This is a genomic window from Halopenitus salinus (genome assembly GCF_042662125.1).
Classification (GTDB): domain Archaea; phylum Halobacteriota; class Halobacteria; order Halobacteriales; family Haloferacaceae; genus Halopenitus; species Halopenitus salinus.
Map to the genome: position 1 here is coordinate 40,903 of NZ_JBHSXL010000004.1, position 26,702 is coordinate 67,604.

Annotated in this window: 30 protein-coding genes; 15 read left to right on the forward strand and 15 right to left on the reverse strand. The window is 67.3% G+C overall.

What is annotated here, in order from left to right; all coding sequences use genetic code 11:
- Window positions 1–17 precede the first annotated feature (17 nt).
- Window positions 18–2,894 carry a PAS domain S-box protein gene (locus tag ACFQE9_RS05395; protein ID WP_379741484.1) on the reverse strand — a complete coding sequence of 959 codons (2,877 nt, stop codon included), beginning with the start codon at window positions 2,892–2,894 and terminating at the stop codon, window positions 18–20.
- A gap of 222 nt (window positions 2,895–3,116) precedes the next feature.
- Here ACFQE9_RS05395 and ACFQE9_RS05400 point away from each other — a divergent pair, with 222 nt between their 5' ends.
- The 3 genes from ACFQE9_RS05400 (at window position 3,117) to ACFQE9_RS05410 (ending at window position 5,082) form a co-directional block, all read left to right on the forward strand.
- Window positions 3,117–3,377, forward strand: a complete 261-nt coding sequence (locus tag ACFQE9_RS05400) for a glutathione S-transferase N-terminal domain-containing protein (protein ID WP_379741487.1) — start codon at window positions 3,117–3,119, stop codon at window positions 3,375–3,377.
- Window positions 3,374–4,186 carry a nucleoside phosphorylase gene (locus ACFQE9_RS05405; RefSeq protein ID WP_379741490.1) on the forward strand — a complete coding sequence of 271 codons (813 nt, stop codon included), beginning with the start codon at window positions 3,374–3,376 and terminating at the stop codon, window positions 4,184–4,186. The genes ACFQE9_RS05400 and ACFQE9_RS05405 overlap by 4 nt, the downstream gene beginning before the upstream one ends.
- A gap of 293 nt (window positions 4,187–4,479) precedes the next feature.
- Window positions 4,480–5,082 (forward strand): LURP-one-related/scramblase family protein, encoded by a 603-nt coding sequence (locus tag ACFQE9_RS05410; RefSeq protein WP_379741493.1) that lies wholly within the window; start codon window positions 4,480–4,482, stop codon window positions 5,080–5,082.
- 57 nt (window positions 5,083–5,139) lie between these two features.
- Here the strand turns inward: ACFQE9_RS05410 and ACFQE9_RS05415 are convergent, their stop codons facing one another.
- From ACFQE9_RS05415 to ACFQE9_RS05440, 6 genes are all read right to left on the reverse strand, one after another.
- Entirely contained in the window at window positions 5,140–6,147 is a 1,008-nt protein-coding gene (locus tag ACFQE9_RS05415) for a sulfite exporter TauE/SafE family protein (RefSeq protein ID WP_379741806.1), read from the reverse strand.
- A gap of 64 nt (window positions 6,148–6,211) precedes the next feature.
- On the reverse strand, window positions 6,212–6,364 hold the full coding sequence (locus ACFQE9_RS05420; protein ID WP_379741496.1) for a DUF7512 family protein: 153 nt from the start codon (window positions 6,362–6,364) through the stop codon (window positions 6,212–6,214).
- 347 nt (window positions 6,365–6,711) lie between these two features.
- Window positions 6,712–7,902, reverse strand: coding sequence for an inorganic phosphate transporter (locus tag ACFQE9_RS05425; RefSeq protein ID WP_379741499.1), 1,191 nt, complete (start codon window positions 7,900–7,902; stop codon window positions 6,712–6,714).
- A gap of 25 nt (window positions 7,903–7,927) precedes the next feature.
- Entirely contained in the window at window positions 7,928–8,386 is a 459-nt protein-coding gene (locus ACFQE9_RS05430) for a YeeE/YedE family protein (RefSeq protein WP_379741502.1), read from the reverse strand.
- A complete protein-coding gene (locus ACFQE9_RS05435) occupies window positions 8,387–8,944 on the reverse strand; it encodes a YeeE/YedE family protein (RefSeq protein WP_379741505.1) in 558 nt (185 codons plus the stop codon).
- Window positions 8,945–8,952: 8 nt separating this feature from the next.
- Entirely contained in the window at window positions 8,953–10,146 is a 1,194-nt protein-coding gene (locus tag ACFQE9_RS05440) for an MBL fold metallo-hydrolase (RefSeq protein ID WP_379741508.1), read from the reverse strand.
- A 249-nt stretch (window positions 10,147–10,395) separates the two neighbouring features.
- Here ACFQE9_RS05440 and ACFQE9_RS05445 point away from each other — a divergent pair, with 249 nt between their 5' ends.
- Together ACFQE9_RS05445 and ACFQE9_RS05450 are read left to right on the forward strand one after the other, a co-directional pair.
- Window positions 10,396–10,641 carry a sulfurtransferase TusA family protein gene (locus ACFQE9_RS05445; RefSeq protein WP_379741512.1) on the forward strand — a complete coding sequence of 82 codons (246 nt, stop codon included), beginning with the start codon at window positions 10,396–10,398 and terminating at the stop codon, window positions 10,639–10,641.
- 2 nt (window positions 10,642–10,643) lie between these two features.
- Window positions 10,644–11,216 (forward strand): DsrE/DsrF/DrsH-like family protein, encoded by a 573-nt coding sequence (locus tag ACFQE9_RS05450; RefSeq protein ID WP_379741515.1) that lies wholly within the window; start codon window positions 10,644–10,646, stop codon window positions 11,214–11,216.
- Between the two features lie 26 nt (window positions 11,217–11,242).
- Here the strand turns inward: ACFQE9_RS05450 and ACFQE9_RS05455 are convergent, their stop codons facing one another.
- From ACFQE9_RS05455 to ACFQE9_RS05470, 4 genes are all read right to left on the reverse strand, one after another.
- Window positions 11,243–11,509: a DUF1641 domain-containing protein gene (locus tag ACFQE9_RS05455; RefSeq protein WP_379741518.1), complete on the reverse strand. Its 267-nt coding sequence runs from the start codon at window positions 11,507–11,509 to the stop codon at window positions 11,243–11,245.
- Window positions 11,478–12,731, reverse strand: coding sequence for a M20 family metallopeptidase (locus tag ACFQE9_RS05460; protein WP_379741521.1), 1,254 nt, complete (start codon window positions 12,729–12,731; stop codon window positions 11,478–11,480). Before ACFQE9_RS05460 ends, ACFQE9_RS05455 begins: the two co-directional genes overlap by 32 nt.
- 37 nt (window positions 12,732–12,768) lie before the next feature.
- Window positions 12,769–12,939: a hypothetical protein gene (locus ACFQE9_RS05465; protein ID WP_379741524.1), complete on the reverse strand. Its 171-nt coding sequence runs from the start codon at window positions 12,937–12,939 to the stop codon at window positions 12,769–12,771.
- Between the two features lie 77 nt (window positions 12,940–13,016).
- Complete coding sequence (locus ACFQE9_RS05470) at window positions 13,017–13,655, reverse strand: methyltransferase family protein (RefSeq protein ID WP_379741527.1); 639 nt, start codon at window positions 13,653–13,655, stop codon at window positions 13,017–13,019.
- Between the two features lie 99 nt (window positions 13,656–13,754).
- On the opposite strand from ACFQE9_RS05470, the gene ACFQE9_RS05475 reads away from it, so the two are divergent.
- The 7 genes from ACFQE9_RS05475 to ACFQE9_RS05505 all read left to right on the forward strand — a co-directional run bounded on the left by ACFQE9_RS05475 (window position 13,755) and on the right by ACFQE9_RS05505 (window position 21,010).
- A complete protein-coding gene (locus tag ACFQE9_RS05475) occupies window positions 13,755–14,432 on the forward strand; it encodes a helix-turn-helix domain-containing protein (protein WP_379741530.1) in 678 nt (225 codons plus the stop codon).
- Window positions 14,433–14,544: 112 nt separating this feature from the next.
- Window positions 14,545–16,770, forward strand: coding sequence for an acetate--CoA ligase family protein (locus ACFQE9_RS05480; protein ID WP_379741534.1), 2,226 nt, complete (start codon window positions 14,545–14,547; stop codon window positions 16,768–16,770).
- A complete protein-coding gene (locus tag ACFQE9_RS05485; protein ID WP_379741537.1) occupies window positions 16,767–17,843 on the forward strand; it encodes an AAA family ATPase in 1,077 nt (358 codons plus the stop codon). The genes ACFQE9_RS05480 and ACFQE9_RS05485 overlap by 4 nt, the downstream gene beginning before the upstream one ends.
- 109 nt (window positions 17,844–17,952) lie before the next feature.
- Entirely contained in the window at window positions 17,953–18,507 is a 555-nt protein-coding gene (locus ACFQE9_RS05490) for a DoxX family protein (RefSeq protein ID WP_379741540.1), read from the forward strand.
- A gap of 174 nt (window positions 18,508–18,681) precedes the next feature.
- Complete coding sequence (locus ACFQE9_RS05495) at window positions 18,682–19,698, forward strand: thiamine pyrophosphate-dependent dehydrogenase E1 component subunit alpha (protein ID WP_379741809.1); 1,017 nt, start codon at window positions 18,682–18,684, stop codon at window positions 19,696–19,698.
- Window positions 19,695–20,750, forward strand: a complete 1,056-nt coding sequence (locus ACFQE9_RS05500; RefSeq protein WP_379741543.1) for an alpha-ketoacid dehydrogenase subunit beta — start codon at window positions 19,695–19,697, stop codon at window positions 20,748–20,750. Before ACFQE9_RS05495 ends, ACFQE9_RS05500 begins: the two co-directional genes overlap by 4 nt.
- Window positions 20,747–21,010, forward strand: a complete 264-nt coding sequence (locus tag ACFQE9_RS05505) for a lipoyl domain-containing protein (RefSeq protein WP_379741546.1) — start codon at window positions 20,747–20,749, stop codon at window positions 21,008–21,010. Before ACFQE9_RS05500 ends, ACFQE9_RS05505 begins: the two co-directional genes overlap by 4 nt.
- Before the next feature lie 34 nt (window positions 21,011–21,044).
- Here ACFQE9_RS05505 and ACFQE9_RS05510 read toward each other — a convergent pair whose 3' ends face one another.
- Window positions 21,045–21,629 carry an NAD(P)/FAD-dependent oxidoreductase gene (locus ACFQE9_RS05510; RefSeq protein ID WP_379741549.1) on the reverse strand — a complete coding sequence of 195 codons (585 nt, stop codon included), beginning with the start codon at window positions 21,627–21,629 and terminating at the stop codon, window positions 21,045–21,047.
- Between the two features lie 151 nt (window positions 21,630–21,780).
- Here ACFQE9_RS05510 and ACFQE9_RS05515 point away from each other — a divergent pair, with 151 nt between their 5' ends.
- A complete protein-coding gene (locus ACFQE9_RS05515; RefSeq protein ID WP_379741552.1) occupies window positions 21,781–23,286 on the forward strand; it encodes an amidase in 1,506 nt (501 codons plus the stop codon).
- 65 nt (window positions 23,287–23,351) lie between these two features.
- Here ACFQE9_RS05515 and ACFQE9_RS05520 read toward each other — a convergent pair whose 3' ends face one another.
- Entirely contained in the window at window positions 23,352–24,113 is a 762-nt protein-coding gene (locus ACFQE9_RS05520) for a LamB/YcsF family protein (RefSeq protein ID WP_379741555.1), read from the reverse strand.
- Between the two features lie 134 nt (window positions 24,114–24,247).
- Between ACFQE9_RS05520 and ACFQE9_RS05525 the strand changes: the two genes are divergently transcribed.
- Complete coding sequence (locus tag ACFQE9_RS05525) at window positions 24,248–24,508, forward strand: ubiquitin-like small modifier protein 1 (RefSeq protein ID WP_379741558.1); 261 nt, start codon at window positions 24,248–24,250, stop codon at window positions 24,506–24,508.
- Between the two features lie 6 nt (window positions 24,509–24,514).
- On the opposite strand, the gene ACFQE9_RS05530 is transcribed toward ACFQE9_RS05525, so the two are convergent.
- A complete protein-coding gene (locus ACFQE9_RS05530) occupies window positions 24,515–25,819 on the reverse strand; it encodes an acetamidase/formamidase family protein (protein ID WP_379741561.1) in 1,305 nt (434 codons plus the stop codon).
- An 86-nt stretch (window positions 25,820–25,905) separates the two neighbouring features.
- Between ACFQE9_RS05530 and ACFQE9_RS05535 the strand changes: the two genes are divergently transcribed.
- Window positions 25,906–26,091: a hypothetical protein gene (locus ACFQE9_RS05535; RefSeq protein WP_379741564.1), complete on the forward strand. Its 186-nt coding sequence runs from the start codon at window positions 25,906–25,908 to the stop codon at window positions 26,089–26,091.
- Window positions 26,092–26,143: 52 nt separating this feature from the next.
- Here ACFQE9_RS05535 and dpsA read toward each other — a convergent pair whose 3' ends face one another.
- Window positions 26,144–26,701, reverse strand: coding sequence for a DNA starvation/stationary phase protection protein DpsA (dpsA, locus tag ACFQE9_RS05540; protein ID WP_379741567.1), 558 nt, complete (start codon window positions 26,699–26,701; stop codon window positions 26,144–26,146).
- Window position 26,702 lies beyond the last annotated feature (1 nt).

Here is a 26,702-nt window from a genome sequence, read left to right on the forward strand (position 1 = left end):
AATCGTGATAACTATTATCACGTCCTGATCTCGAATCGGGCCCCCTCGAGGGACTCCGCGTCGGTGATGTCGATCGTCCAGCCGTGTTCGTCGACGATCTGACGGACGCTCGCCATCCCCATCCCTTGGCCCGATGACTTGGTGGTGAATCCCGGATCGAAGACGCGCGTTCGGTCCTCGGGATCGATGCCCGGCCCGTCGTCCTCCAGATAGAACCCCGACTCGATCCGTCCGATCTCGACCGTCGTCTCCCCGTCGGCGTGCTCGACGGCGTTCGAGAGGAGGTTCTGGAGGAGCCGTTCCGTGGCGCCGGGATCGCCCTCCAGGTGGGGGTTGGAGACCACCTCCAACGTCGAGGCGTCCGCGGCGGCGACGCGATCCCAGACGTCCTCGGCGAGCGCGCCCACGTCGATCGGTTCGGTCTCGGTGACGACCTCGCCGGTCCGCAGCATCTCGATGAGGTCGGTCCGGATCTCCTCGAGCCGCGAGAAGGCCGACAGGGCGGCCTCGACGTGGGCTTGGTCCCCGGTATCGGCCGCCAACTCCAGCCGTCCGCGAACGGCCTGGATCGGCGACTGGAGGTCGTGTGAGACGACGCTCGCGAGCTTCTCGAACCGTTCGTTGTGGCGCTCGAGCCGCCGCTCTCGCCGTTTGAACGCCGTGACGTCCCGGGAAACCCCGACGACGTGTGAGATCGTTCCCTCCTCGTCCGTGTGCGGCCGCACCCGCGATCGGACCCACTCCGCCTCCACCTCGGGGATCGTCCGGACCTCGACGCTTCGTGACTCCCCCGGATCCGGAACGGGCCCGAGGGTCTCGCGAAGCCGATCGCGGTGGTCCGGGTGCACTCGCTCCAGGTAGTCGTCGAGGGAGGTGATCGTCGCCTCGAGAACCGGACAGGGATCCGGATACGTCGTTATCTCCCCCGTCCCGGGGTCCCGTTCCCAGATGACCGAGTCCGTCCGGTCGAGCGCGAACTCCATGCGGTCTCGGATCCGCTCGAGTTCCCGCTCGCGTCGGTCCCGCTCCGTGGTCTCACGGGCGGAGACGATGAGCGACTCGACGGCTTCCCCGTCGTCGGTCACCGGCATGATCGTCCCCTCAACGCTGAAGGTGTCGCCGTCGGAGCCCGAATGTTCGACGCCGTACTCGACGTATTCGCCGCGCGCCGCCCGATCGATCCACTCGCGCAGCGCCGATTCGTGTTCGGGACGCCACCACGGCGTCTCGGGGAAGGGACGTCCGACGACGTCCTCGCGGTCCGCATCGACGTATCCCATGGCCGTCCGATTGACGTCGACGACCGTTCCGTCCGGCTCCAACAGCCCGACGAGGATGTTGGGGTCGTCGAACATCGCCTGGAACCGACGCTCGTTGCGACGCCGCTCCCGCTCGCGTCGCTTGCGGTCGGAGATGTCCGTCGAGACGGCACAGATCCCGATCGGAGCGCCCGCATCGTCGTAGAGCGGGGACTTCAGGGTCAATCGCGTGCTGGCCTCGTCCGTCCCCGGAATCGTCTCCTCGAACTCGATGGTCCGTCCCTCCTCGAGTACGCGGCGGTCGTCCTCGCGGAGCCGGTCGGCAACGGCATCGGGAAACAGGTCGTGATCCGTCAGCCCGGTCACGTCCGTCCCCGGATCGACGCCGAGGACGTCACGGCACGCCGGGTTGGCCAGCTGATAGCGTCCCTCCGCGTCCTTGATGAAGATCGCGGCCTCGACGGTGTCGAGGACGGCCTCGAACCGCCGGTTCGTCTCGCGGAGCCGCGATTCGGCCTCCCGGTGTTCGGTGACGTCGGTGATGAACCCCTCGAACGCTTCGAGTTCCCCCTCGGGTCCGTAGACGCCGCGACCGCGCTCTCGGACCCATCGGACGTCCCCGTCGGCCGTCCGGATCCGGTAGGTCTCCTCGAAGGAGTCGCCCGTCCGGAGCGACTGGCGGATCCGTTCTCGGGTCTCGCCTTTGTCCTCGGGATGCATGACCTCCTCGAACCACAGCCGGCCGTCGGCCTCCAGATCGTCGGCCGAGTAGCCCGTGAACTCGGCGACGTCGCCGTGGACCTCCTCGATCGGCCACCCCGACTCGTTCAGACATCTGTAGACCATTCCGGGGAGGTTGCTCGTGAGCGTCTCGAACCGACGCTTGCGCTCCACCCGCTCCGTGATGTCCCGGGTGATCCCGGTCTGTACGGCCGGGTCTCCACCCTCGCTGACCGTCCGTCCGTTCATCTCACCCCACCGCGTTCCGTCGTCGAACCGGAACCGAACCGAGTAGGACTCCCCCGAGCGGGCCGCAGAGCGGATCCGATCCTCCACGGTCCGTCGGTCCGTGGAGTGCACCTGCTCGAGGAAGTCCTCGAACGAGTCGATCGACGTCTCGAAGACCGGGCACTCGCTCGGATGGATCTCCATCTCGTCGGTTTCGAGATCACGGGTCCAGACCGCTGCGTCCGTCGATCGAAGCGCGAACTCCATGCGGGATCGCTCCCGCTCGAGCGCGCTCTGTGAACGGTTCTGTTCGACGACGTTTCGGATCCGGTTGGCCAGCAGCTCGTACTGTTCGGTGTCCGATCCCTTCTGGAGGTAGTCGGTGGCGCCCGCGGAGATGGCGTCGCTCGCGACCTCCTCGGACCCCTTGCCGGTAAAGAGGATGAAGGGGAGATCGGGGTGTTCCTCGCGGACGTTCTCGAGGAACTCCAGTCCGTCCGGTCCCGGCATCTCGTAATCGCTCACGATGCAGTCCGGCGTCCGCTCCGTGATTCGATCCAGTCCCTCGGACGCGTCATGAGCTGTCCGGACCTCGAACCGATCGTCCACCCGTTCAAGGAAGTCGGCGGCGAGCTCGCCGAAGCTCGCGTCGTCGTCGACGTGGAGGACCCGGATCGGTTCGGTCATGGACCGAGATAGCGGCCCCGGTCTAGTGAATGTTGCCCCGACACTCCGGAACGGCCCGTTCTCTCCGTTCGAAGAGGGGATCCGGCGACCCTCGAGATCTCGAACGAGGAACCGGCGCGGATGATGGCCCCCAGTGGCGAATCGTGGTGACACCGGGTGGCAGGTGGTCGAGCCTTCGGGAGTATCTTTTAGTCCATCCGAAACGTTCGCTCCATCGTAACGATGCTGGAACTCTATCAGTCGGAGGGGTGTCCGTATTGTGCGAAGGTCCGTGAGAAGCTGTCGGAGTACGGCGTATCGTATGTCGTCCACAATCCACGTCTCCCCGGCGATGAGGGCGGCGACGTGACCAACGATCTCACCCACGAGGAACTCACGGCCGGCGGGGAGGACCAGATCCCGTATCTCGTCGACACCGACCGCGGCGTTGCGATGTACGAAAGCGGCGACATCGTCGACTATCTCGAAGAACACTACGCGTGAGTGGGGATCGATCCGACTCGCCACTTTTCGAGGCCAAACGATACGACGAGCCGTCGGTCTTCACGCCGGGGTCCCTGATCCGTGAGGCGCGTCGTCAAAAGGACCTCCCCGACCGGCCCGTCCCCGACGTCTGTGTCCTCGATCCCGACGGGGACCTCGTCCGTCACCTGACCTCGACCGGCCGTGCCGAAGCGGATACGACGTGGCCGGGGTACCACACGGACCTCTATCGGTTCGAACTGGACGGCGTGGATGTCGGGATCGTCGGGTGTGCGGTCGGCGGACCGTTCGCAGTCCTCGTGGCCGAACAGCTGTTCGCCGCCGGGTGTCAGTTCCTCGTGAGCGTGACCTCCTCCGGTCAGATCGTAGCGCAGGACGACCCGCCCTACTTCGTGCTCATCGACCGAGCACTGCGCGACGAGGGAACGAGCCACCACTATCGATCGCCTGACCGATACGCGACGCTCGATCCCGAACTCCGCGAGCGGGTCGAGTCGGCGTGTGACTCCACCACCAGACCGGTCTATACGGGGACGACGTGGACCACGGACGCACCGTTTCGAGAGACGGAATCGGCGATCGAGCGGGCCCGCTCCGATGGCATCCTCGCGGTCGAGATGGAAGCTGCCGCGCTCTATACGTTCGCCGCCGAGCGGGACGAGCCGGTCGTGTGCTTCGCTCACGTGACCAACGAGATGGGACGGGGGGACGGCGACTTCGAGAAGGGCGACGCGAACGGGAGTGCTGCGGCCTTGGAGGTGATCGCGTCCGCGATCGATGGCTGGAAGTCCTCGGACGCGAGCGAGTGAGGAGCCCGAAACGGCCGACGCATCTCCCATCAGTTGTGGATCGCGTTCCCGATCTCTACGGTCCGAGACGGCCAGATATTTGTCCCCCTCGGCCCTCGGAGTTCGATGACGACTTCCACTCCCGCACCTACGCGACCCCGAGTCGCTCCTCGACGTGTTCGATCGCCGCGTCGAGGGTCCCCGGTGACGGATGCGTTCAGATCCGCCCGTGGCGCCGGTTGGACGTTCGACCCGAAAACGCTGTCTCCCACGTGTAGAAGGCTTTTTGCCGGACGTGGATCTCTTTGTTACCCATGAGTGAGCCCTTCACGTCCGGTTCGGCATCGAAGACGTACGACATCTCCACGGTCGATCTCGACGGCGACCGCTACGAGGTCAAACAGTCGATGGTCCGGAACAAATACGTCGTCCGCGACGCCGGCGGCGACGTCGTCCTGCGCGGCAAGCAGAAGTTGTTCAAGATGAAAGAGGAGTTCCCGTTCGTCACCGGCGACGGCGCGGACGCGTTCACCGTCAAGGCCGGCGGGATCATGGACATCGCGGGAAACTACGCCATCACGGACGCCGGCACCGGCGAGGAGGTGGTCGTCCTCGACGAGGACTTCTCGCTTTTCGTGGAGAACTGGACGATCCGGGACCCCGAGACCGGCGAGACGCTCGCGACCATTCGATCGAAGAGCAAGCCGCTGTCGGTGCTCCGGCACCTCGTCGGGATCGCGAACCTGATCCCGAACAAATACGAGATCTTCGACGCACACGGCGCCCACGTCGGCGACATCGAGGGTGCGTTCTCGCTTCGGGACGCCTACACGGTCACCATCGACGACGCCAGTGGCGTCCCGAAGGAGGCGGTGATCGCCGCCGCGTGTATCCTCGACGCCCTCGAAAACCAGTGAGCCCCGGCTCCGCGTCCCACTCCCCGCCCCACGCCGTGTTTCTGCCCACGCCGCACCTCACTCCGTGCCCGCGGTCTGTCTGCTGCGCGTCGTTCGAAGCGAGCGAACCGACGTATAGAGGATCGCGGCGGCGACGACGACGGCCGCACCGACGACGAGCACCAGGCCCACCGTCTCGAGGGTCGGAATCGAGAGGTAGGAGCCGATCTCGCCGACTCCGACCGCGATGGCGCCGACGAGCAACATCCCGCCGAAGTAGACCTTGATCCCGTCCGCGTCGACGATCGCGGTGGCGGCGGAGCCGATCCTGGCGCCGAGCGCGCTCCCGAAGAGCAGGGGAACGACGATGCCGAGGTCGACGCCGCCGCTTTGCCCGTAGAGGTAGCTCCCGAGACCGCCGGAGAAGACGATCTCGAACAGATCCGTCCCGACGGCGACGGGCACCGGGACGCCGATCGCGTAGATCATCGCGGGCATCCGGATGAATCCGCCGCCCACGCCGAGAAATCCCGACAGGAGACCGGTCGCGAAGGCGACCGCGGTGATGACCCACACCGAGACGCGGACGCCGCCGCGCAGCGTCACCATCGGCGGGATCCGAACCGTCTCCTGGATCCACCTGGCGACGTCCGGGACCTCGTGGTCGCCGAGGTCCTCGTCGTCGGCGTCGTGATCGATGCCGCCGTCTCCGTCCCCTTTCAGCGCGTCACGGGTGACCATCGCCCCGACCCCGCCGAGCAGAACGACGTAGGCGACGCTGATGAGGGCGGCGGCGAGCCCGACCGACTGGAGATAGTAGACGCTCGCGCGTCCGGCCTCGATGCCGATCGTCGTCCCCGTGATCATGATCGCCCCGAGCTTGTAGTCGACCTGGCCGAGGTCGTGGTGTTTCAGGGTGGCGATGACCGCGGTCCCGAAGACGAAGGCCATCCCGCTCCCGACGGCCACCGAGGGCTCGTAGTCCAGCATCAACAGGGCGGGAGTGACGAGGAACGACCCGCCCATCCCGAAGAACCCGAACAGGATCCCGACCACGAGTCCGAACCCGACGAACAGGGCCGCCATCTCGGGGCTCGTGTTCAGCACGTCGAGTCCGTCACCCAACCATTCGAGTGTGCTATTGGGAATACTACTCACCACCAACCACCAGTTTCAAAAGCCGAGGACCCACGATCCGCTCGAGCCCTCCGTAGCCGACGTACAGCACGATCGCCTCCAGCAGTATCGTTCCGATGAGTAGGGCCGTCTCCGGGTCCCACGTGGGGATCGCGAGCCCGGCCATCAGTTCCCACTCCGACGTTCCAACGCGGTATTTCGGTGCTGGCACATTTCCGTTCGGTTTCCTCTATCCGACCGACGCTCATAACGGTTTTGGAGTTATTGCACAATACTATATCTCCATCACCTCCCCGGCACTTTCTATAACGTATAGAAAAGTTATGGACCCAAGCGAACTCCGGCGTCCGGGTCGATGGATTATCCGACGCGAGGCGTCGTCGTCGCGACCGGACGAACGTCACCTGAAGGCGGTCGCGACGTCTACGAAGGGACGATCACGCCGTAGAGACGAACGACGCCAGACGGGGACGATCAGGTCGCCGTCACACCACAGAGACGATCAGACCGGCGTCACGCGGCGGAGACGACCGCCAGGAGGACGGCGGCGCCATAGCCGAGCGCCAACGCCAACGCGAGCGAGCTCGCCCACGCACCGACGGTCTTGAGGATCTTGTTCGCGTCGACGGCGTCGCCGCCGCCGACGGCCGCTCCGCTGCCGATGATGGCGCTGACGACGATCTCGTTGAACGAGACGGGCACGCCGAACAGGACGGCCAACTGGGCGATGAGGAACGACGGAACCAACGCGGAAATGGAGCGCCGCGGCCCCAGCGACGAGTAGTCCCGCGACAGCGATTTGATCATGCGGGGGGCGCCCGTCCACGACCCGACCAGGATGCCGAAGCCCCCGCCGACGAGGACCGCCAGCACGGGAATCGCCTCCAAGTCGTCGAAAAGCGGGAGCAGCGGCCCGACCGCGAGGCCAACCTGGCTCCCGCCGGCCGAAAAGGCGACGAGCGAGCCGAGCGCGAGCAGGACCCGTCGCAGACCGCCGTCGATGTCGCGGTCGACGTCCCACCGGACGAGGGCGGCGACCGACGCCGCCGCGAGCAACGAGACGGCGATCGGTACCGCGACCCCGTCGGCTCCGAGCGTTCGCCGGACGAATCCGGTCACCGAGCCCATCGAGTTCCCGGGACCGAGGTGGGCGAACTCGACGTTCGCCAACGCCGCCGCGACCAGCGCCGCGAGGAGCGCGACGCTGTATCGTTCAGGGACGTCGGAGCGCGGGAGGACGCTCGCGATACAGTAGGCGATACCACCGCCGACGACGGGCGTCAACACCCAGACCGCGCCGATCTGGAGATACTTCGACGGGACGGGCGTGCCGCCCAGCCCGATCCCGACGCCGATGACCGCCCCGGTGACGGTGAAGGCGGTGGCGATCGGATACCCGGTCTTGATGCCGAGAGCCATGAGGCCGGCGCCGATCACGAGGACGACGATGACGCCCGCGGCCGGCAGGGTAACTCCACCGACGAGGCCGTGACCGACGGCCTCGGAGACGTTCGCGCCCTGGACGACCGCGCCGGCGAAGCCGAAGACGCCGACGACGAACGCCGCGCGCATCGTCGAGATGGCGTTGGCCCCGACCGCGGGCGCAAAGGGGGTCGCGCCGCTGGAGCCGGCACCGATCACCCACGCCATGAACAGGCTGGCGAGGCTCGCGAACACGAACAGTGCGATCACTGACGGACTCATGGGGGGACGAAAAACGGGCTCCGTCTCAGTCGGCTCGCGTGCCGGCGTGGCCGGAATCGCTCGCGTCGCTGCGCCAGTATCCCTGGAGGTACGCGCCGACGAACATGCCGGCGATCCCCCAGAGGATGGCGAGGTTGCCGACGCCGAGGCTGGCGTAGGCCGCCCCGGGACAGATGCCCGAGAGTCCCCAGCCCACGCCGAAGACGGCCCCCCCGACGAGCACGTTCCGGTCGAAGGACTTCAGCCGACGCTCGTACCGATCGCCGGTCAACGGCGCGGCCTCCCGAACCCGCGGCATCACCGCGAAGGTGATCCCGGAGACGACGGCCGCGCCGAACATGACGAACAACAGGCCGAAGTCCTCGAACTGGAGGAAGTTCAACACGACCTCCGGCCGGGCCATCTGGCTGAAGCCGAGCCCGAACCCGAATATCAGGCCGCCGAGCAGGACGAGCGGCATGAACAGGGGATGACGGTCGGACATCTACGGGCTCACCCCCAACGCTGCGATGACTCCCGCGGTCGCGATGGCGACGAGCAGGAACGTCATAACGCCGACGATGGACGTCTTCGACGCCGAGCCGACGCCGCAGACGCCGTGGCCCGAGGTACAGCCCTTCCCGATCCGGGTTCCGATCCCGACGAGAACCCCGCCGACGAACAGCCGCCACGGCTGGACGTCGGTCGACCAGAGGGTCACGCCGGCGACCTCGTACAGGTGGCCGGTCGTTCCGGGTTCATAAAGCGACGTCGTGACGACGCCCGATTGGACCGTCGCCGCGAAGGCCGCCGCTCCGAGGACGATGCCGAGCGTGAACACGACGCGCCAGTCGCGCGAGTCCACGTACCGGCGGAACCGCGATCGGCCCGAGACGTACGACAGCGTCGACTCGAGGAACGTGCTGGCGCCCGCCGGGATGCCCGTCCCGACGTAGATCACGGCCGTGCCCAGACCGACGAGCAGTCCGCCGACGAGATAGCGGCTGATCCCGTTCGGGAACAGCTCGGCGCCCAGCTGCACGAGGAGTGGATCGCTCACCATCGCCGAGGTTACTCACCCGCGAGGGACCGTTGGCTCGCAGCGCAGTTGTTCGGCCCGAGCTCCAGGGAGAACGCCTTCTCGTCGTCGACGTCGTGTTGCCCGAGGTTCGTTTCGATGATCTCCTCGTAGTTGGCCGGCCGCGGCGGCATGTCCGAGAGGATCAACTCGACGAAGTCGTCCGCGTCCATCGAGAGCGCGGCCATCCGCTCGACGAGCTCGCCGATGGGCGCGGTGTAGGTACCGTCGGCGGCGGGTTCGGCGGAATCGCTGAAGTGTGCCCCGCCGATCAGCGTGTCGTCCGGAAGCGTCAGGACGCGCTCCTGGAGGGACTCGTGGAGCATGCGTGCGGCCTCGGGTGCGCCCTCGTCTCCCTCCTCGAGGTCCGGTCGAGCCACGCTCTCGACGAAGAGCCCGTCGCCGGTCGCGAGCAGTCCTCCGTCGACGAGGTAGGAGGTCATGCCGGTCGTGTGGCCGGGCGTGTAGACGGCCTCGATGGCGGCGTCGCCCACCCGGAAGGCGTCGCCGTCCTCGGCCGTGGTCACTTCCTCGGCGTACGTGACGCCGCGGTCGACGGCGGGCTCGGGAACGACGCCCTCGACGCCCTCCTCGGCGAGTTCGCGCACGCCCGAGACGTGATCCGCGTGGATGTGGGTGTCGAGGGCGTACTTCAGGTCGACGCCGAGGTCGTCGGCGTCCTCGAGGTACCGGTCGGTGAACGCTCGAAGCGGGTCGATGATCGCGGCCTCGCCGTCGTCGTAGACGAGGTAGCCGAGACAGCCCGAGGAGGGGCGCTGGTACTGGAGGAGCGTGCCGGCGCCGTCGTAGCGCTCGACTTCGACGGCCTCGTAGATGCTCGCCCAACCGTTCATGCCGTCCTCGAGGTGGTTGACGTCGTAGCCGCGCTCGGCGAGCGCGCCCGCGACGAACTCGCTTGCACCCCCCTTCGCACACAGGACGGTCACCTCCCGGTCGTCGGGAATCCGTCGGAGGACTTCCTCGTCGATCTCCTCCTCGAGGAACTCGTAGTACGGGACGTTGATCGACGTGACGTTCTCGCCGTCGATGTGCCACTCCTCGTAGTCGGAACTCATACGCGCGTCGAGGAGCGTGACGTCCTCGCCGCCCTCGATGCGATCTCTGAGCGACTCCGGATGGATCGATTCGACGTCGATCTCGGGAGTCGGGAAGTCGTCTGGGTTCATCTCGTGTGCCCGTTTCTACCGCCCGGACGTACAAAAGCGTTCGGATAGTAATTCACAATTTTAACAAGACTATTGGATGGGCCGAATGTCAGAAAACCCGTAAAGTGGCTGTATTTCGCGCTTCTGAGTTCTAATGAGCGGTAGTTCTGGTACCAGTTGTTTGTGCTGTCCACAAGAATCGACAATCTTTTAATCCGTGGAATGGTATTGTGTGATAGCTCCAATACGGACGATCGGAGCAGCTAACCCATGACTGCCGAATTCGACATCACGGAGACGCTCGACGTGAAAGGCGCATCGTGTCCCATGCCTGTGGTGAAAACGAAGTCCGCCATCGACGACCTCGCCTCCGGCGACGTCCTCGAAGTGCTGGCGACCGACTCGGGGAGCATGAGCGACATCGACGGCTGGGCCTCGGGGACCGCGGGCGTCGAACTCCTCGACCAGGAGGAGGGCGACGGCGTGTACAGACACTACGTCCGCAAGACCGAGTGACGATGAGCACGGATACATCCGAGGCGGCGTCCGACGACGTGCCCTCGCGTGCGGAGCTGGCCGCGCGCGTCGACGAACTCGAGGACGCGCTCGCCGAGGCCACGAGCGAGGACGACACACGGAAGATGAGCATCATCGCCACGAAGGGAACCCTGGACATGGCGTATCCCCCGCTCATCCTCGCCAGCACGGCCGCCGCGTTCGGCTACGACGTGACCGTCTTCCACACGTTCTGGGGGCTCGACGTTCTGCACGAGGAACGCTCGAGGAACCTCAAGCTCAGCTCCGTCGGCAACCCCAACATGCCCGTCCCGAACGTCGTCGCCGCGCTTCCCGGCATGGACCGCGTGACGACGCGAATGATGGAAAAGAAGATCGCGGACAACGACACCGCCACCATCGAGGAGCTGCTGGAGACGAGCCTCGAGATGGGCGTCGAATTCCAGGCCTGTCAGATGACCATCGACCTGATGGGCTACGACGAGGACGACTTCTACGACGGCGTCACCACGGGCGTCGGCGCGGCAACGGCCCTCGAGGACATGGCCGACTCCGACATCCAGCTTCTCGTCTGAGCCTTTCTTTCAGCCGACGAGCGAGGTCACCGCGAGTCGTCGCCGGCGCGTTCGCGACCGATCGCGCCCGCTATCGCTAACGGATATCCGAGTCCGTGTTGCACGTCCGGATCGCGCAGTTCGCGAACCAGATCGACCCACCAGACCCCCGAGTCGGTCGTACCCTCCGGTCCCCGAACCGATCGAACCGACCACCTCCCGAAACGAACGAGTCGACCATCCCTCCAAACGAACGAGCCGTCCAGCCATCGGACCGATGGCCTACCGTCCCGCCGTCGAGGACGCCCATGCATCCGGGATCCGCGTGTAGATGACGGCGTTGTCGACGAGCGCGTCGATCGGCGCGTACTCGTCGGGAGCGTGAACGGTGTCGGTCCCGAGGGCGAACTCGACCGTCGGGACCTCGGCGTTTCGAAGCGCCTTCGCGTCGCCGCCACCGGTGGCGCTCCGTCGGAACACGCGTTCTCCCGTGACGTCCGCCGCCGTCGACGCGACCGCTTCGACGAGCGGGCTGTCCGGATCCTCTGCGGTCCCGACGCTCCATGAGACGTCGGCGATCGTGATTCCCTCGCAGTCGGCGATGCAAGACCGGATCTCCGAGAGGACGTCCGGCGTGGGGATTCCCGCGGTCAGTCGAACGTCGATCTCGGCGCGAGCGGACTGTGGAACGCTGTTCACCGCGTCGCCGCCCTCGAGAACGCCGAGGTTGATCGAGGGGTACCGGAACAGGTCGCGAGCGACGTCCTCGCCCATCGACGGGGCGTAGTATTCGACGGACTCCTCGACGATCGCCTCCACGCCCGGATCGACATCGAGCCGTCGGGACCCGACGCGTTCGCGCAGTCTCTCGACGGCCTCGTAGAGCCGGTCGATCGCGTTGACGCCGAGGACCGGGCGCGAGCCGTGGGCCCCCTCGCCGCGTGCCTCGAGCGTCAGCCAGATGCTGCCACGGTCCGCGATCGTGACGGAGTGGCGTCCCGCCTCGCAGGTCGGTTCGCCGATCACGCAGGCGTCGGCGCCGAGACGCCCGGACTCCAACAGCGCGGGCAGGCCGGCATCGCCGCCCACCTCCTCGTCGCTCACCAGGGCGACGAGGAGGTCGACCGGCGGTTCGGAGCCGGTCGCCTCGAACGCCCGGATCGCGAACAGCATCGACGCGACGGCGCCTTTCATGTCGGTCGCACCGCGGCCGTAGACGCGGTCGTCGACGCGTTCCCCGAGCGGGTCGTGAGTCCACGCGTCGGCGTCGAACGGCACGGTGTCGAGATGGCCGTTGTACGACAGCGTTCGTTCCGACGATCCGGGTACTCGAACGAGGAGGTTCGGCTTCGCCGGATCGACCGCGAAGCGCTCGTGGTCGACCGAAAGCGGATCGAGAAATCGCTCGATCTCCGCGACGATCTCCCGGGTGTCGCCGGGCGGGTTGGACGTGTCGATCGCGAGCAGATCGAGGGCGAGCGTGATCAGCTCCTCGTCGTGTGCCCGAACGTACTCGGCTGGAGTCACGTCGCTCATCGGCGGTCGAGTTCCCAACCGACGTTTCGATCACGGCTCATCGGCGCCGCTCCTCCAGATCGCGAACGCCGGAGTACCCCCGGAACGTGTCGAGCAGCCACCGGCCCGCCGCGACGATCCGATCGACGCTTCGAGCCGCCACCCGGCGCCACCGGGGTGTCGATTCCCCGTTCGCCTCCGCCATCGGCTCGCCGTTCGCGTCGCTCATCGCCGCGAAACTACGGCTCTCGCCCGCTTAACTGTACCCCCGATCGGGTCGCCTCGCGGCGGCTCGCGCCCCCGAAGTCACTCCGAGGTCGCTCGCGAATCCCCAGCCGCGATCTCGCGACCGAGACGACGGAGCGTCTCCCGGCCGACGAACCGGGGAACGCGTTCGGCGTACCGATCGTACTCCTCGCCGTACGCGGAACGGAGGTGCGGCTCCTCGGCGATCGGCAACAGCAGCACCCACCCGACGTGGAGCGCGGCGAGGAGAGCGAAGACGGCCGAGTTCACCGCGAGGGTGGCTCCCAGCATGCCCAACACGATCCCCACGTACTGCGGATTCCGGCTGTAGGCGTAGGGACCGTCGGTGTACAGATCGCCGGTCACGCCCGCCACCTCCGCGGTCCGCATCGCGTTCGCGCCGCGATGAAAGACCGCGCCCCCGGCCAGCGCGATCGGAGCGCCGACCGCGAGCGAGATCGGCCTCGCGAGCATCCACCCGTTCCAGTCGGCGACCGCGACCACCGCCATCGCGATCGTGTACGCGGTGACGAACGTCCAGTGGAGCCGGCGTTTCCAGTCGGCATCGCCTGGCGGCCAGAACCGGAGGTCGGTGAGTAGCGTCACGCCGACAGTTCCGTAGACCCCCGCGGCCGCGATCGCCGCGATCGCGAGGGCCCAATCCACGAGAACGTGCGTCGTCGGATCGAGCGGTGACATCGGTTCGTTTCGTCCTACGGTCCGGATCGACATCCGATCGCTGCCGCATTCGTGGGGTTGATTTATGTTCACCTCCGTACGAACCGATCCCGAACGAGGATGAAGCGTATCGACCTCCGGATCGTCCACACCGAGGAGACGATCCATCCGGTCCACGACTTCGAGGCGCGCCACGAGGACTTCCACGGCTCGGCGCTCGTCGAATGGAACCCCGGGCGCGGGGACGTCGCCACCTTCGTTCTTCGGGTCGCCGGCGATCCGGACGTCTATCGGGAGGTCCTCGAAGAACGCGAGGCGACGCGGTCGTTCACCGTCGCGCCGGTCGAGGAGGGACTGTTCTCCTGTCTGCTCACCGAGCGTCCCCCCGAACGCGACCGGACGTATCTGAACGCCTTCGGCGTCGAGGGGGTCGTCGTGCGCCTCCCGGTTCGGTACAACACCGACCGGAGCGTCGATCTCACCTTTCTCGGCGCCGGTCCGGCGATCGAGGATTCACTCGCGGCCGTCCCCGACGCGGTTTCCACCGAGGTCCGAGCAGTCACCGAATACGACGGCCGGGCCGGCGCATCCGCCGAGGGGCTCACCGAACGTCAGCGGGAGGCGGTCGAGGCCGCCCTCGCGGTGGGCTACTACGATTCGCCGCGCGGCGGCACCGTCGGCGAGGTCGCGACGCGCCTCGACGTCGCGACGAGCACCGCGGCTGAGCACCTCCGGAAGGCCGAACGGCGGACGATGCGAAAAGCGACCGACGTCCCGTGGCGTCCGATCGACGAGTGATGCCGGAACTCGGCATCGATCGACGCACGCTACCGCACCTCTCGATGACGGATCGCACGCGTTCCCGCGTTCGAGGATAATTTTAACCACCCGCCGGACGCATCGGGGATCGATGGGCGATCTCTCGGAACCGACGAAGGATCTGTCCGGCCTCTTCGATCCCTCGCGCGTGGCCGTGATCGGCGCGACGGAACGCGACGGCTCGGTCGGGCGGGCGGTGATGACCAACCTGCTCGCGGACTTCGAGGGGACGGTCGTGCCCGTCAACCCGAGTCGCGAGTCGGTGTGTGGCGAGCCGTGCGCGTCCTCGATCGGCGAGGCGGGGGACGTCGATCTGGCCGTCGTGGTCGTGCCGGCAGGTGCCGCGGTCGAGGCGGTCCGCGAGGCCGGCGAGGCGGGCGTCGAGAACGTCGTGGTCATCACGGCGGGCTTCGGCGAGGCAGGCAGCGAGGGCGCCGCCCGCGAGCGCGAGCTGGAGCGGGTCGCGAACGAGCACGGATTGAACCTCGTCGGTCCGAACTGTCTCGGGATCATAAGCACGCCCGCGGGCCTGAACGCGACGTTCGCACCCGGCAACGCACTCCCCGGATCGATCGCGTTCGCCAGCCAGTCGGGCGCCATCGTCACCGCCGTCCTCGACTGGGCGGCCCAACAGGGGATCGGCTTTTCGGACGTCGTCTCGCTCGGCAACAAGACCGTCCTCGACGAGACCGACTTCTTCGAGACGTGGGGAAACGACCCCGATACGGACGTGATCATCGGCTACCTCGAGAGCATCGACGACGGGCGCCGCTTCCTCGATCGGGTCGACGAGGTGACCCGGGAGACCCCGGTGGTCCTGCTCAAATCCGGACGCACTGAGGCGGGCGCGAAGGCGGCCTCCTCACACACCGGCGCGATCGCCGGCAGCGAGCGCGCCTACGAGGCCGGGCTCGCCCAGGCGGGCGTCCTCCGGGTCGGGTCCCTCGAGGAGCTGTTCGACGCCGCGCGCGTCCTCGCCGACCAGCCGCTGCCGGATTCCGACGGCGTCGCCGTCGTCACGAACGCCGGCGGCGCGGGCGTGCTCGCGACCGACGCCATCGGCGACACGCGGCTCTCGCGGGCGACCTTCGAGGAGGAGACCGTCGAGGCACTCGAGGAGGCGCTGCCGGCGGGCGCGAACCGGTACAACCCCGTCGACGTCATCGGCGACGCGGACGCCGAGCGGTTCGACCGGGCGCTCGAGATCGTTCTCGACGATCCGAACGTCGGTGCCGCGGCCGTCCTCTCGGCGCCGACCGCCACGGTCTCCTACGACGCGCTCGCGCGGGTGATCGCGGACCGAAGGGCCGAACACGACGAGCCGATCGTCGCCTCCCTGATGGGCGGCGATCGCGTCGCGAACGCCGAGGCGATCCTCGGGGAGGCCGGCGTCCCGAACTACTTCGACCCGGATCGGGCCGTCCGCAGCCTCGAGACGCTCGCGGACCATCGCGACGTCACGACGCGCGAGCGCTCGACCCCCACGAGCTTCGAGGTGGACCGCGAGCGGGCCGAATCGATCGTCTCGGATGCCCGCGAGCGCGGCGGCGCGACCCTCGGCGTCGAGGCGATGGACCTGCTCGAGGCCTACGGGATCGAGACGCCCGACTCGGAGATCGTCTCCGACCCCGAGGCGGCCGTCGAGGCGGTCGACCGGATCGGCGGGCCGGTCGTGATGAAGATCGTCAGCCCGGACATCCTCCACAAGACGGACATCGGCGGAGTCAAGGTCGGCGTCGAGCGCTCCGACGTCGCCGACGCCTACGAGGATCTCGTCTCGCGGGCCTACGCCTACCGGTCTGACGCGACCGTCGAGGGCGTCCAGATCCAGGAGCTGGTCGACCTCGAGGACGACGTCGAGACGATCGTCGGCGTGAATCGCGACCCGCAGTTCGGCCCGCTCGTGTTGTTCGGACTCGGCGGCGTCTTCGTGGAGGTGTTCGAGGACACCGCGGTCCGGGTCGCGCCGGTCGCCGATCGCGACGCGCGCGAGATGGTCGAGGGGATAGACGCGTATCCGCTCCTCTCGGGCGCCCGGGGAGGCGAGCCGGTGGCGATCGACGCGATCGTCGAGACGATCCAGCGGCTCTCACAGCTCGTCACCGACCACCCGGAGATCCTCGAGCTCGACGTGAACCCGCTCGTTGCGAGCCCCGACGGCGTCATCGCCCTCGACCTCCGCGCCACGCTCGAGGCGGCGGACGCGGAGTCGGATGCGGCGGGGACCGAGGCGACCACGGAGGCGGACGCAACCACGGGGACGGAAACGACCGTCGAGGGCGACGCCCGCGAGCGGGACCAGGAGACACCACAATGACATCGATACTCGTCACCGCGACCGCAGAGAGCACCGGAAAGACCGCCATCGCCCTCGGGCTCGCCGCGATCGCGCGCGACCGCGGGCTCTCGGTCGGGTACATGAAGCCGAAGGGGACCCGCCTCGAGAGCGTGGTCGGCAAGACACTCGACACCGACCCGATGTTGGCCCGCGAGATCCTCGATCTCGAGGCCGGGGTCGCCGACCTCGAGCCGATCGTCTACTCGCCCACGTTCGTCGAGGGCGCGATGCGCGGCCGCGAGGACCCCGACCGGCTCGCGGAGACGGTCCGGGATCGGTTCGATGAACTGTCGGCGGACCGGGATCTCATGGTGATCGAGGGCGGGGGACGGCTCTCGACCGGCGGCGTCATCGACCTCACCGACCCGGAGGTCGCGGACCTGCTCGACGCGCGGCTCCTGCTCGTGAGCGACCACGATCGTCCCGGCGACGTCGACGACGTGCTCGCCGCGGCGAACACGATCGGCGACCGGCTCGCCGGCGTCCTCTTCAACCGGATCGACGAGGGGACCCACGACGACGTCGAGTCGGACGTCGCGCCGTTCCTCGAGGGGCGGGGAATCCCCGTTCCCGGCGTCCTCCCACGGGTGACGGAGCTCGCGGGCACCACGGTCGGCGACTTCGCGGAGGAGCTCGGCGCCGAGGTGTTGACAGACGCGCCAACCGATGCCTACCTGGAGCGCCTCCTCGTCGGCGCGATGGGGGCCGAGGCCTCCCTGCGGTACTTCCGGCGTACGCGCAACGCGGTCGTCATCACGGGCGGGGACCGATCGGACGTCCACACGACGGCCCTCGAGGCCTCCGGCGTGCGGTGTCTCTGTCTCACCGGCGGCACGCGCCCCTCGGAGGCGGTGATCGGGCTCGCGGAGGACCGCGGGGTTCCGATCCTGCTCGTCGACGGCGACACCCGCTCTACGATCGAGCGTGCGGACGACGTGATCCGGAGCGGTCGAACCCGCGACGAGCGGACGGTCGAACGCATGCGGGAGCTGCTCGAGACGCACGCCGACGTCGACGCGCTGTTGGACGATGCCGACGACCCGCCGGAGTGACCTCCTCGGACACCTCTCGGTGACCCGCGAAACCCGAAGGCCTTTCGCGGCGTCCCGCCGCTCGAGAGCGTGACGTACCTATATATACCCCGACTGTCAAATATCGGATATGGCATCCAACGAGGTGACTCTCCGGAGCACGGTCGGCGGCTTCACGGCCGAGGGACAGCTTCACACCCTGAGCGTGTGGTTCATCCTCGCGCTCCGGCTGATGATGGGTATCGCGTTCTTCCAGAGCGGGTTCGACAAGGTCCTCTCGGGCGGGTTCAGCGCCGGCGGCTACCTGACTCAGGGAGTCCCGAGCAACGGTAGCCCGGCGGCGGACCTGTTCGTGGCCATGGGGAACACGCCGTGGTTCGTCGAGTTCGTCAACGTCGCCGTCCCGTGGGGAGAGGTCGCGATCGGCCTCGGGCTGATCTTCGGCGTGCTCACCCGATTCGCCGCCTTCTGGGGCGCCTTCATGATGCTGTTGTTCTACCTCGGCAACTGGGACATCGGTCACGGCTACATCAACGGGGACTTCGCCTACATGCTCGTGTTCCTCTCCGTGGCCGCCTTCGGCGCGGGTCGGATCCTCGGCGTCGACGCCTACATCGAGCAGTACGACGTCGGCGGCGAGCCGCTCGTCGATCGGTATCCGATCCTTCGGTACGTCCTCGGGTGAGGTGACGCCTCCACCCGAAATTCCGTGGGAGGACCCTCGAAACCATAGATTCGGGGACGGTCGTTCGATGCGGCGTGGTTCCGCCGTCATTTCAAATTTTTGAGGAGAGTTATTATGTTACATGGCAACGTATATTGAGGGGTAACCATGGCACCAACCACGGATCTCGAGGAGATGTACGAGCACATGGTGACGGCGCGTCGCTACGAGGAACGCCTCCAGGAGGAGTATCTGGAGGGAAAACAGCCGGCCTTCGACATCTCCGCCGGCCCGATCCCCGGCGAGCTCCACCTCGCGGCGGGCCACGAGGCCGCCGGCGCGGGCGTCTGTCAGCACCTCCGCGACTCCGATACGGTGACGGCGCCCCACCGACCGCACCACGTCGCGATCGCGAAGGGCGTCGACCTGAAGCGGATGACCGCCGAGATATTCGGGAGACGGACCGGACTCTCCGGCGGCAAGGGCGGGCACATGCACCTGTTCGACCCCGAGGTCAACTTCGCGTGCAGCGGGATCATCGCGCAGGGCTGTCCTCCGGCGGTCGGCGCGGGCATGGCCGCGAGGCGGCGAAACACGGACGACGTCGCGGTCGCCTTCCTCGGCGAGGGGGCGATCGACCAGGGCGGCTTCCTCGAGTCGCTCAACCTCGCGAGCGTTCGTGATCTCCCCGTCGTCTTCGTGATCGAGGACAACGACTGGGCGATAAGCATGCCCAAAGAGCGCGTCACCGACGTCGAGAACGGGGCCGAGCGAGCGGACGGGTTCGACATGCCCGGCACCCGCGTCGACGCCGACGACGCCGTCGCCGTCTACGAGGCGGCCCGCGAGGCGGTCGGACGCGCCCGCGACCGGAACGGCCCGTCGCTGCTGGAGGTTCAAGTTCACCGCCGGATGGGTCACTTCATGGGCGATCCCCAGGAGTACCGCTCCGAGCCGGACCGGGAGGCGGCGACCCAACGCGACTCGATAGAGCGGCTCGCCGCGGACCTGCGCGGACACGGCGTCGACGACGAGGAACTCGAGGCCATCCGCGAGCGCGCCCACGACCGCGTGGAGGAGGCCATCGAGTGGGCGAAGGACCAGCCGGAGCCGGCCCCGGAGGACGCTCACATGGACGCGTTCGTGAATCCCCCTTCGGGCGTGACAGACACGGAGCCCACCTTCGCGGACACGGGAGGTGAGGAGCGATGAGCGGAACCGATCCGACTCCGAGCGCCGATGCGGTGACCGACGGCGGCGAGCGACCCCTGACGATAAGCCGCGCGATGGTCGAGGCCATCGGCGACGAGATGCGCGCGGACGAGGACGTCTTCTACATGGGCGAGGACGTCGCGGACTACGGCGGCATCTTCGACAGCACCCAGGGGCTCCTTGATGAGTTCGGCCACGACCGGATCGTCGACGTGCCGATCAGCGAGACGGCCTACCTCGGCGCGGCCGTCGGCGCCGCCCAGGCCGGGATGCGCCCCATCGCCGAGCTCATGTTCGTCGACTTCTTCGGCGTCGCGATGGACCAGATCTACAACCAGATGGCGAAGAACACCTACATGAGCGGCGGGAACGTCTCCGTTCCGATGGTGCTCACGGCGGCCGTCGGCGGCACCTACAACGACGCCGCCCAGCACTCACAGACGCTCTACGGGACCTTCGCCCACCTGCCGGGCATGAAGGTCGTCGTCCCCTCGACGGCCTACGACGCCAAGGGGCTGATGCACAACGCGATCCGCGATGAGGACCCCGTCGTCTACCTCTTCCACAAGCGATTGATGGGGATCGGGTGGATGCCCGCCCCCGACGGGCCGAAGACGCACGTCCCCGAGACGGACTACACCATTCCCTTCGGCAGCGCGGACGTCAAACGCGAGGGGTCGGACGTCACCGTCGTCACCCTCGGGTTGCACGTCCACCGGGCGCTCGAGGCGGCCGAATCGCTCGCGAACGAGGGGATCGACGCCGAGGTGATCGACCTTCGAACCCTCGTTCCCCTCGACATCGAGACGGTTCGCGAGTCGGTCTCGCGGACGGGCCGGCTGGTCGTCGTCGACGAGGACTACCGCTCGTTCGGCCTCACGGGCGAGGTGATCGCCGGCGTGGCCGAGGAGGGCCTCGAGGACCTGGCGGCGGTCGAACGCGTCGCCCTGCCCGACGTTCCGATCCCCTACGCCCGGCCGATGGAGAACGAGGTCATCCCGGACGTCGAGGACGTCGAGACGGCGATCCGGTCGGCCGCGGGCGAGCGATGAGCGGGGACGACGACCGCGTTCCCGTCGACACCGCCGACGTCTGGCCCGAGGACGCGGACGCCGAGGAGGCCGTCGTCGTCAACTGGTTCGCGAGCGAGGGAAGCCGCGTCGAGGCCGGCGCGGACCTGCTCGAGTTCCAGGTCGAGAAGGTGAGCGTCGACGTCCCCGCGCCGGTCTCGGGCACGCTCGTCGAGATCGCGTTGCCGGAGGACGCCGAGTTCGAACGCGGGGCGATCGCGGCGTGGATCCGTCCGAAGTGACCACGAGCGAACACATGCCCGTTCGTTTCGGGACCTACTCCTCGACCAGCGATCCGAACAGCTGGTCCGCGTCCGCGGGCACGTCGAAGTCGTGGTAGTGTTCGCCCTTCTCCTTGCTCAAGACGTTGAGGGCCGCCGCGGCGCCGTCGCCCGCCGAGATGACCGCCTGCCACTCCTCGGCGCGCACCATCGCGCCGGTCGCGTAGGCGTCGTCGACGGACGTCTCCATCGTCACGTCGACGTCGACGACGTCCTCGTCCGTGAACGCACAGCCGAGCGACTCCGCGAGGTCGCGGTTCGCGCCGGTCGCGAGGACGACGTAGTCGGCCTCGTGTTCCTCGCCGTCGGCAGAAACGACGAACCCGTCGTCCGCCCCGGAGACGTCGGTCACCTCGCTCCCCTGGTGACGTTCGACGCCGAAGTCGTCGACCTGGTCGCGAAGCGTGTCCAGGTAGACCGACCCGTCGATCGACCCGATCCCGGGATAGTTGAACAGGTGGGCCTTGTGCATCCAGGTGTCGTCGCCGTCGAAGACCGCCGTCTCCAGGCCGTTCTTCGCGGTGAAAAGCGCCGCGGTCAGTCCCGCCGGGCCGCCGCCGATCACGAGTACGTCAGCCATGATCCATCGATCGTCGTCCGTGGCCATAAACCTCCGTGAAGCGGAATTCGGCTGCTGCGGTACTTCCGTTCGCGAACCGCGGTGAGTGATTCGTCCACGAACTGCAGTACCATTATACTGACGTGGTGCGTTATCACGGCCGTATTAATCCATGACCGGATCATTTGACCTACAGGAGGCGACGATCGCGGACGTACACGCGGCCTACGAGGCCGACGAGCTCACCTGTGTCGAGCTCGTCGATGCGTATCTCGATCGCATCGAGGCGTACGACGAGAACGGCCCGGCGCTCAACGCGATCATCAACGTCAATCCGGACGTCGGAGAGCGCGCGGCGGAACTCGATGCGGCGTTCGAGGAGAGCGGGTTCGTCGGATCGCTACACGGGATCCCGTTCGTCGTGAAGGACCAAGTCGAGACGGCGGACGTCACCACGACGTTCGGCTCCGAGGCGTTCTCCGACTATCTGCCGGCCGAGGACGCGACGCTCATCAAGCGGCTTCGGGCGGAAGGTGCCGTCATTCTGGCGAAGACGAACCTTCCGGACTGGGCGACCTCGTGGTTCGGCTACTCCTCGGCCAACGGTCGAACGAAGAACCCCTACGACCTCGAGCGGGACCCGGGCGGATCGAGCAGCGGAACCGGAGCCGCCGTCGCCGCGAACCTCGGGACCGTGGGAATCGGCGAGGACACGGGCGGGTCGATCAGGCTCCCGGCCTCGTTCAACAACCTCTTCGGGATCCGCGTGACGCCCGGCCTGCTCAGCCGAACCGGCATGTCGCCGCTCGTCGCCTCCCAGGACACGCCGGGACCGATGGCACGCTCCGCCGAGGAGCTCGCGATCGTCCTCGATGCGACGGTCGGGTACGACCCCGACGACGAGTACACGGCGGCGACGGAGCTCACGGATGATGCGGGCTCCTACGTCGACGACCTGGACCCTGACGCGCTCGATGGTGCACGCATCGGGATCCTCAGGGATGCCTTCGGCGACCCGGACGATCCCCAAAGTGGGCCCGTTACACGGCGCGTCGAGGAAGCGATCGAGGTAATGGGAGACGCCGGCGCCGACATCGTGGACCCAGTTCGCGTTCCGGACCTCGACGAGCACCTGGAGGCGACCTCGCTGTACATCCTCCAGTCGAAACGCGACCTGAACGAGTTCTTCGCCGCTCGCGAGGATGCGCCCGTCGACTCCGTCGCCGATCTCTACGAGTCGGGACAGTACCACGAGATCCTGGACCTGTTCATCGGCATCGCCGAGGACGGTCCCGACGATCCGGAATCGGACCCGGAATACTGGGAAAGCGTGGCCGCACAGCTGTCCTTCCAGCGTGACGTCCTCAACGTCTATGCCGCGAACGACCTCGACGCCCTGCTCTGTCCGGACGTGCAGGTCGTTCCGCCGAAGGCCTCGGAGATCGAGTCCGGAGAGCTCGACACGCTGACGTTCCCGACGAACACCGTCCTCGCCTCACAGTCGGGTCTGTGTGCAGTCTCCGTGCCGGCCGGACTGACGGACGACGGTCTTCCGGTCGGCGTCGAGTTCATCGGAAAACCGTACGACGAGGCGACGATACTCTCCCTGGCTCATGCCTTCGATCAGCGCAGTGAGCCGAGGCGACCACCGGAGACGGCTCCACCCCTCGAGGAGTAGCGTCGTGTGGCCGCAAGCCGCCGTCCCGTGGTGGCTTGCGCTCGACGCCCACGACCTCGGACGGCTCAAACGATCGTCGACAGCGGGGCCAGTTCGACGTCGTACGCCTCGATACGATCGTGGATGGTCTCGAGGATCTCCACCGCGTTCGGCGTATCGCCGTGGATACAGATGCTGTCGGCCGGCACGTCTATCGTCTCGCCGTTGGCGGCCTCCACTCGTCCCTCAAGGGCGATGTTCACAAAGCGGTCCGCGACGAGTTCCGGATCGAGACCCCGCTTCTCACGTTCGACGATGAGGCTGCGGTCCGCCCGATAGGTCAGGTCCACGTATCCCTCGAATACGCATCGTAGCCCCTCGATCTCCTCCGCGACTTCGTAGATGTTCATATCGGTTGCTAAGTAGATCAGGTCCGGGTCCACCTCCAGTATACCCTCCATTACGGCTCGAGCGTGTTCCCGGCTCTCGGAGAGCATCGAGTACATCGCGCCGTGGGGTTTCACGTGTTGGATCGACGATCCGTTCGCCTCGGCGAACGCCGACAGTGCACCGAGTTGATAGACGACGTACTCCCGAAGTTCCCGCGGCGTCGCGTCCATCGTTCGACGGCCGAATCCCATCTTGTCGGGTAGTCCCGGATGGACGCCGATCCCCACGTCGTGCTCAGCCGCGAGCGCTACCGTCTCGCGCATGACGTGTGGGTCTCCGGCGTGATATCCCCCCGCGATGTTGGCCGACGTGACGTACGGCATCACCTCCTCGTCGCGCCCCATCGACCAGTTTCCGAAGCTCTCGCCCATATCACAGTTGACGTCGATCCGGACCATGCTCGACCCGTGACGACCGGTGACAATGAACCTTCCCCGGTCGCGGGGAGCCGGCGTCTCGTCGACTCGGCCCGCGGTCCGGGATTTCGATCCTCCCCACCCCAGTTTATCATCTCGGACGCGCAAGGTCCACCATGGAGATCACCGTCTACGGTCCGCTTCGCGCCGCGACCGGCGGCAAGCGGGTCGACGTCGAGTTCGACGGCGGGACGGTCGCGGAGGCGCTCGAGGCGCTGATCGAGGCGTACCCTCGGACGAAGCCGCATCTCGTCGACGACGACGGGGCGTTCGAATCGAGCGTCCGCGTCTCGATCGACGGCGAGTCCGCGGCGCTCGAGGACACCTGTTCGGCGGACGCCACGATCGGCGTTCACCCGGCGATGCGCGGCGGGTGACCCCGCTTATAGGTCGTACTGCTCGCGGACGAGGTGGCCGATCCCACGGTCCTCGAGGACGTCCATGGGCGCGAGCATCGTGAGCTGGACGACGCCCGGCAGGCGACCGATCTCGACCCCGCCGGTGAACGTACACCGGGTGCGAACCTCGCCCTCGCTCATCCCGAGCAGGTCGCCCGCGCGGTCGAAGGCGTTCTGGGTGGCGTCGTTGATCGTCGCGCCCGAGCCGATCACCTGGATCGGACCCATGTCCGTCTCGACGTCCACGCCGTACTCCGCGCCGAGCGCGCGGCCGCGCTCGCGATCCTCGTCGCTGTACGGCTTCGCGATGTGCGAGAGATCCTCCTCGTTGGGCAGAAGGAGGGGACCGTCGATGTCGAGCCCCTGGATGACCTCCACCTCGAACTCCGCGTGACCGCTCACGTCCGTGGTGTGGAGGGCGAGCTCGCCGTCGCCCTGGTTGGCGTGCATGTCGCCGACGTAGATCCCGCCACCGTCGACCTTCACCGGACAGATCAGGACCGCGCCCTCGCGGACCGCGTTGACGTCCATGTGCCCGTCCGTCCGCTGTTCGAGCTCGTCCTCGTCGGCGAGCCCCCAGTCGTGGCCGGCGCCGATCAGGAACTGCCCGAAGTCGCCGGCGTTGTGGGAGTCGGGCATCTCGATCGGCGGCGTCGTCCCGATGTTCCCCACGAACGGCCGGAGGTGGCCGAGCGTGCCGGGCATCTCCGAGGGGCCGTACAGCAGGATCGGGTGCTGTCTGGAGTGTTCCGGGAGCGCGATCGCCTCGGCCGCGTTCTCCGCCAGCTCTCCGGCGGCCTCCTCGTCGACCGTGATCCCCACCTCGTAGTCGTCGTCGAAGACGGCGGTGATGCCGTACTCGAAGGCGAACGATGAGGCGTTCGCGCCGCACTCGCTACACCGGATCGACTCCTCGCCGGTCCCCTCGACGACGCTTTCGGGCCACTCCGTGCCGCACTCGGGACACTTGTGGTCGACGAACGGGTCGTCGCCGAAGGCTCCCTCGCGTTCCTCCATCGACCCGGTGCTCGTCGCGACGCTCGTCACCTCGATGTCGCGGATCGTGATGGCGATCGCGTCGCCGACCTCGGCACCCTCGACGGCGATCGGCTTCGTCACCTCGTGGCCGCCGCGGAACTTCGGCGTGATCATCGGCCCCCAGCAGGCCGGCGGCGTGTGCGTCCGGACGATCCCGCCGTCGGCGACGGTTCCGGCCCACTCCTGGTCGGGCCCGACAAGACCGAGCGTGTACTCGTCGACCTCGAGTTCGGAAGCTACCTGTTGGGACATACTACACGATCATTGATCCGAGATCGGCTTAACCCTGTCCACCGCTATCCGAACCTTTTTCTTTTTAGGCCTCCCTAAACGAATCGATGACAACGTCTCGCAGCCGGCCGTCGGACGCCGACGCGGCGAGTGATTCGGCCGACGACTCCCGGATCGACGATGCTCCCGAGTTGAACGTCTACGAAATTCACTCCGAGCGGACCGTCCTCACCGAACCGGGCAACACCGACGGGTGGATCGCGAGCGACACGACGGTCACGCCGTCGGATTGAGCGCCCGATCCCTCCGATCGAATTCCGAACCGACTTTCGAACTGCCCTCCGATCAGCGTCGAACCAGCGTGTCGTCCGCGAGGAATCTCTCGAGCGCGTGTGCGTCCTCCTCGAGCGTTTTGAGGTGTTCGCGTAGCAGCTCGCCGGTCGTTTCGTCGCCGCGTTCCTCCACCCGTTCGACGTGCTCGCGCATCCGCACCGCGAGCGTCGCGTAGCCGTCCAGATCGCGTTCGAGCGACGACCGCACGTCGTAGTGGTGGGCCGGCTCGATGTGGATGGGCGCGTGCTGTCTGATCCCCATCGGACCGCAGACCGGCACGCCGCCGAGCGCGTGGACGCGGATCGCGAAGTCGTCGGTTATCCCGCTCAGCCGGTCGGCGGCGTCCTCGAGGAAGTCGCCGACGTCGTTCGACTCCGCCCCCTCGACGAGCCAGCCGTGTTTGCGAACCTGGTTGAACAGGAGGTAGAGCCCCGACAGCTCGGCGTTCAACGCGTCGATCGACCGTTTCGCGGTCTCCCGATCGAGTCGGAGGTCGTTCTCGCCGACCGTGTCCCACTCGCGGCGGACGCGCCCCGCCTCGGGTCTCCGAAGGTGTGGTGTACTCGCCATG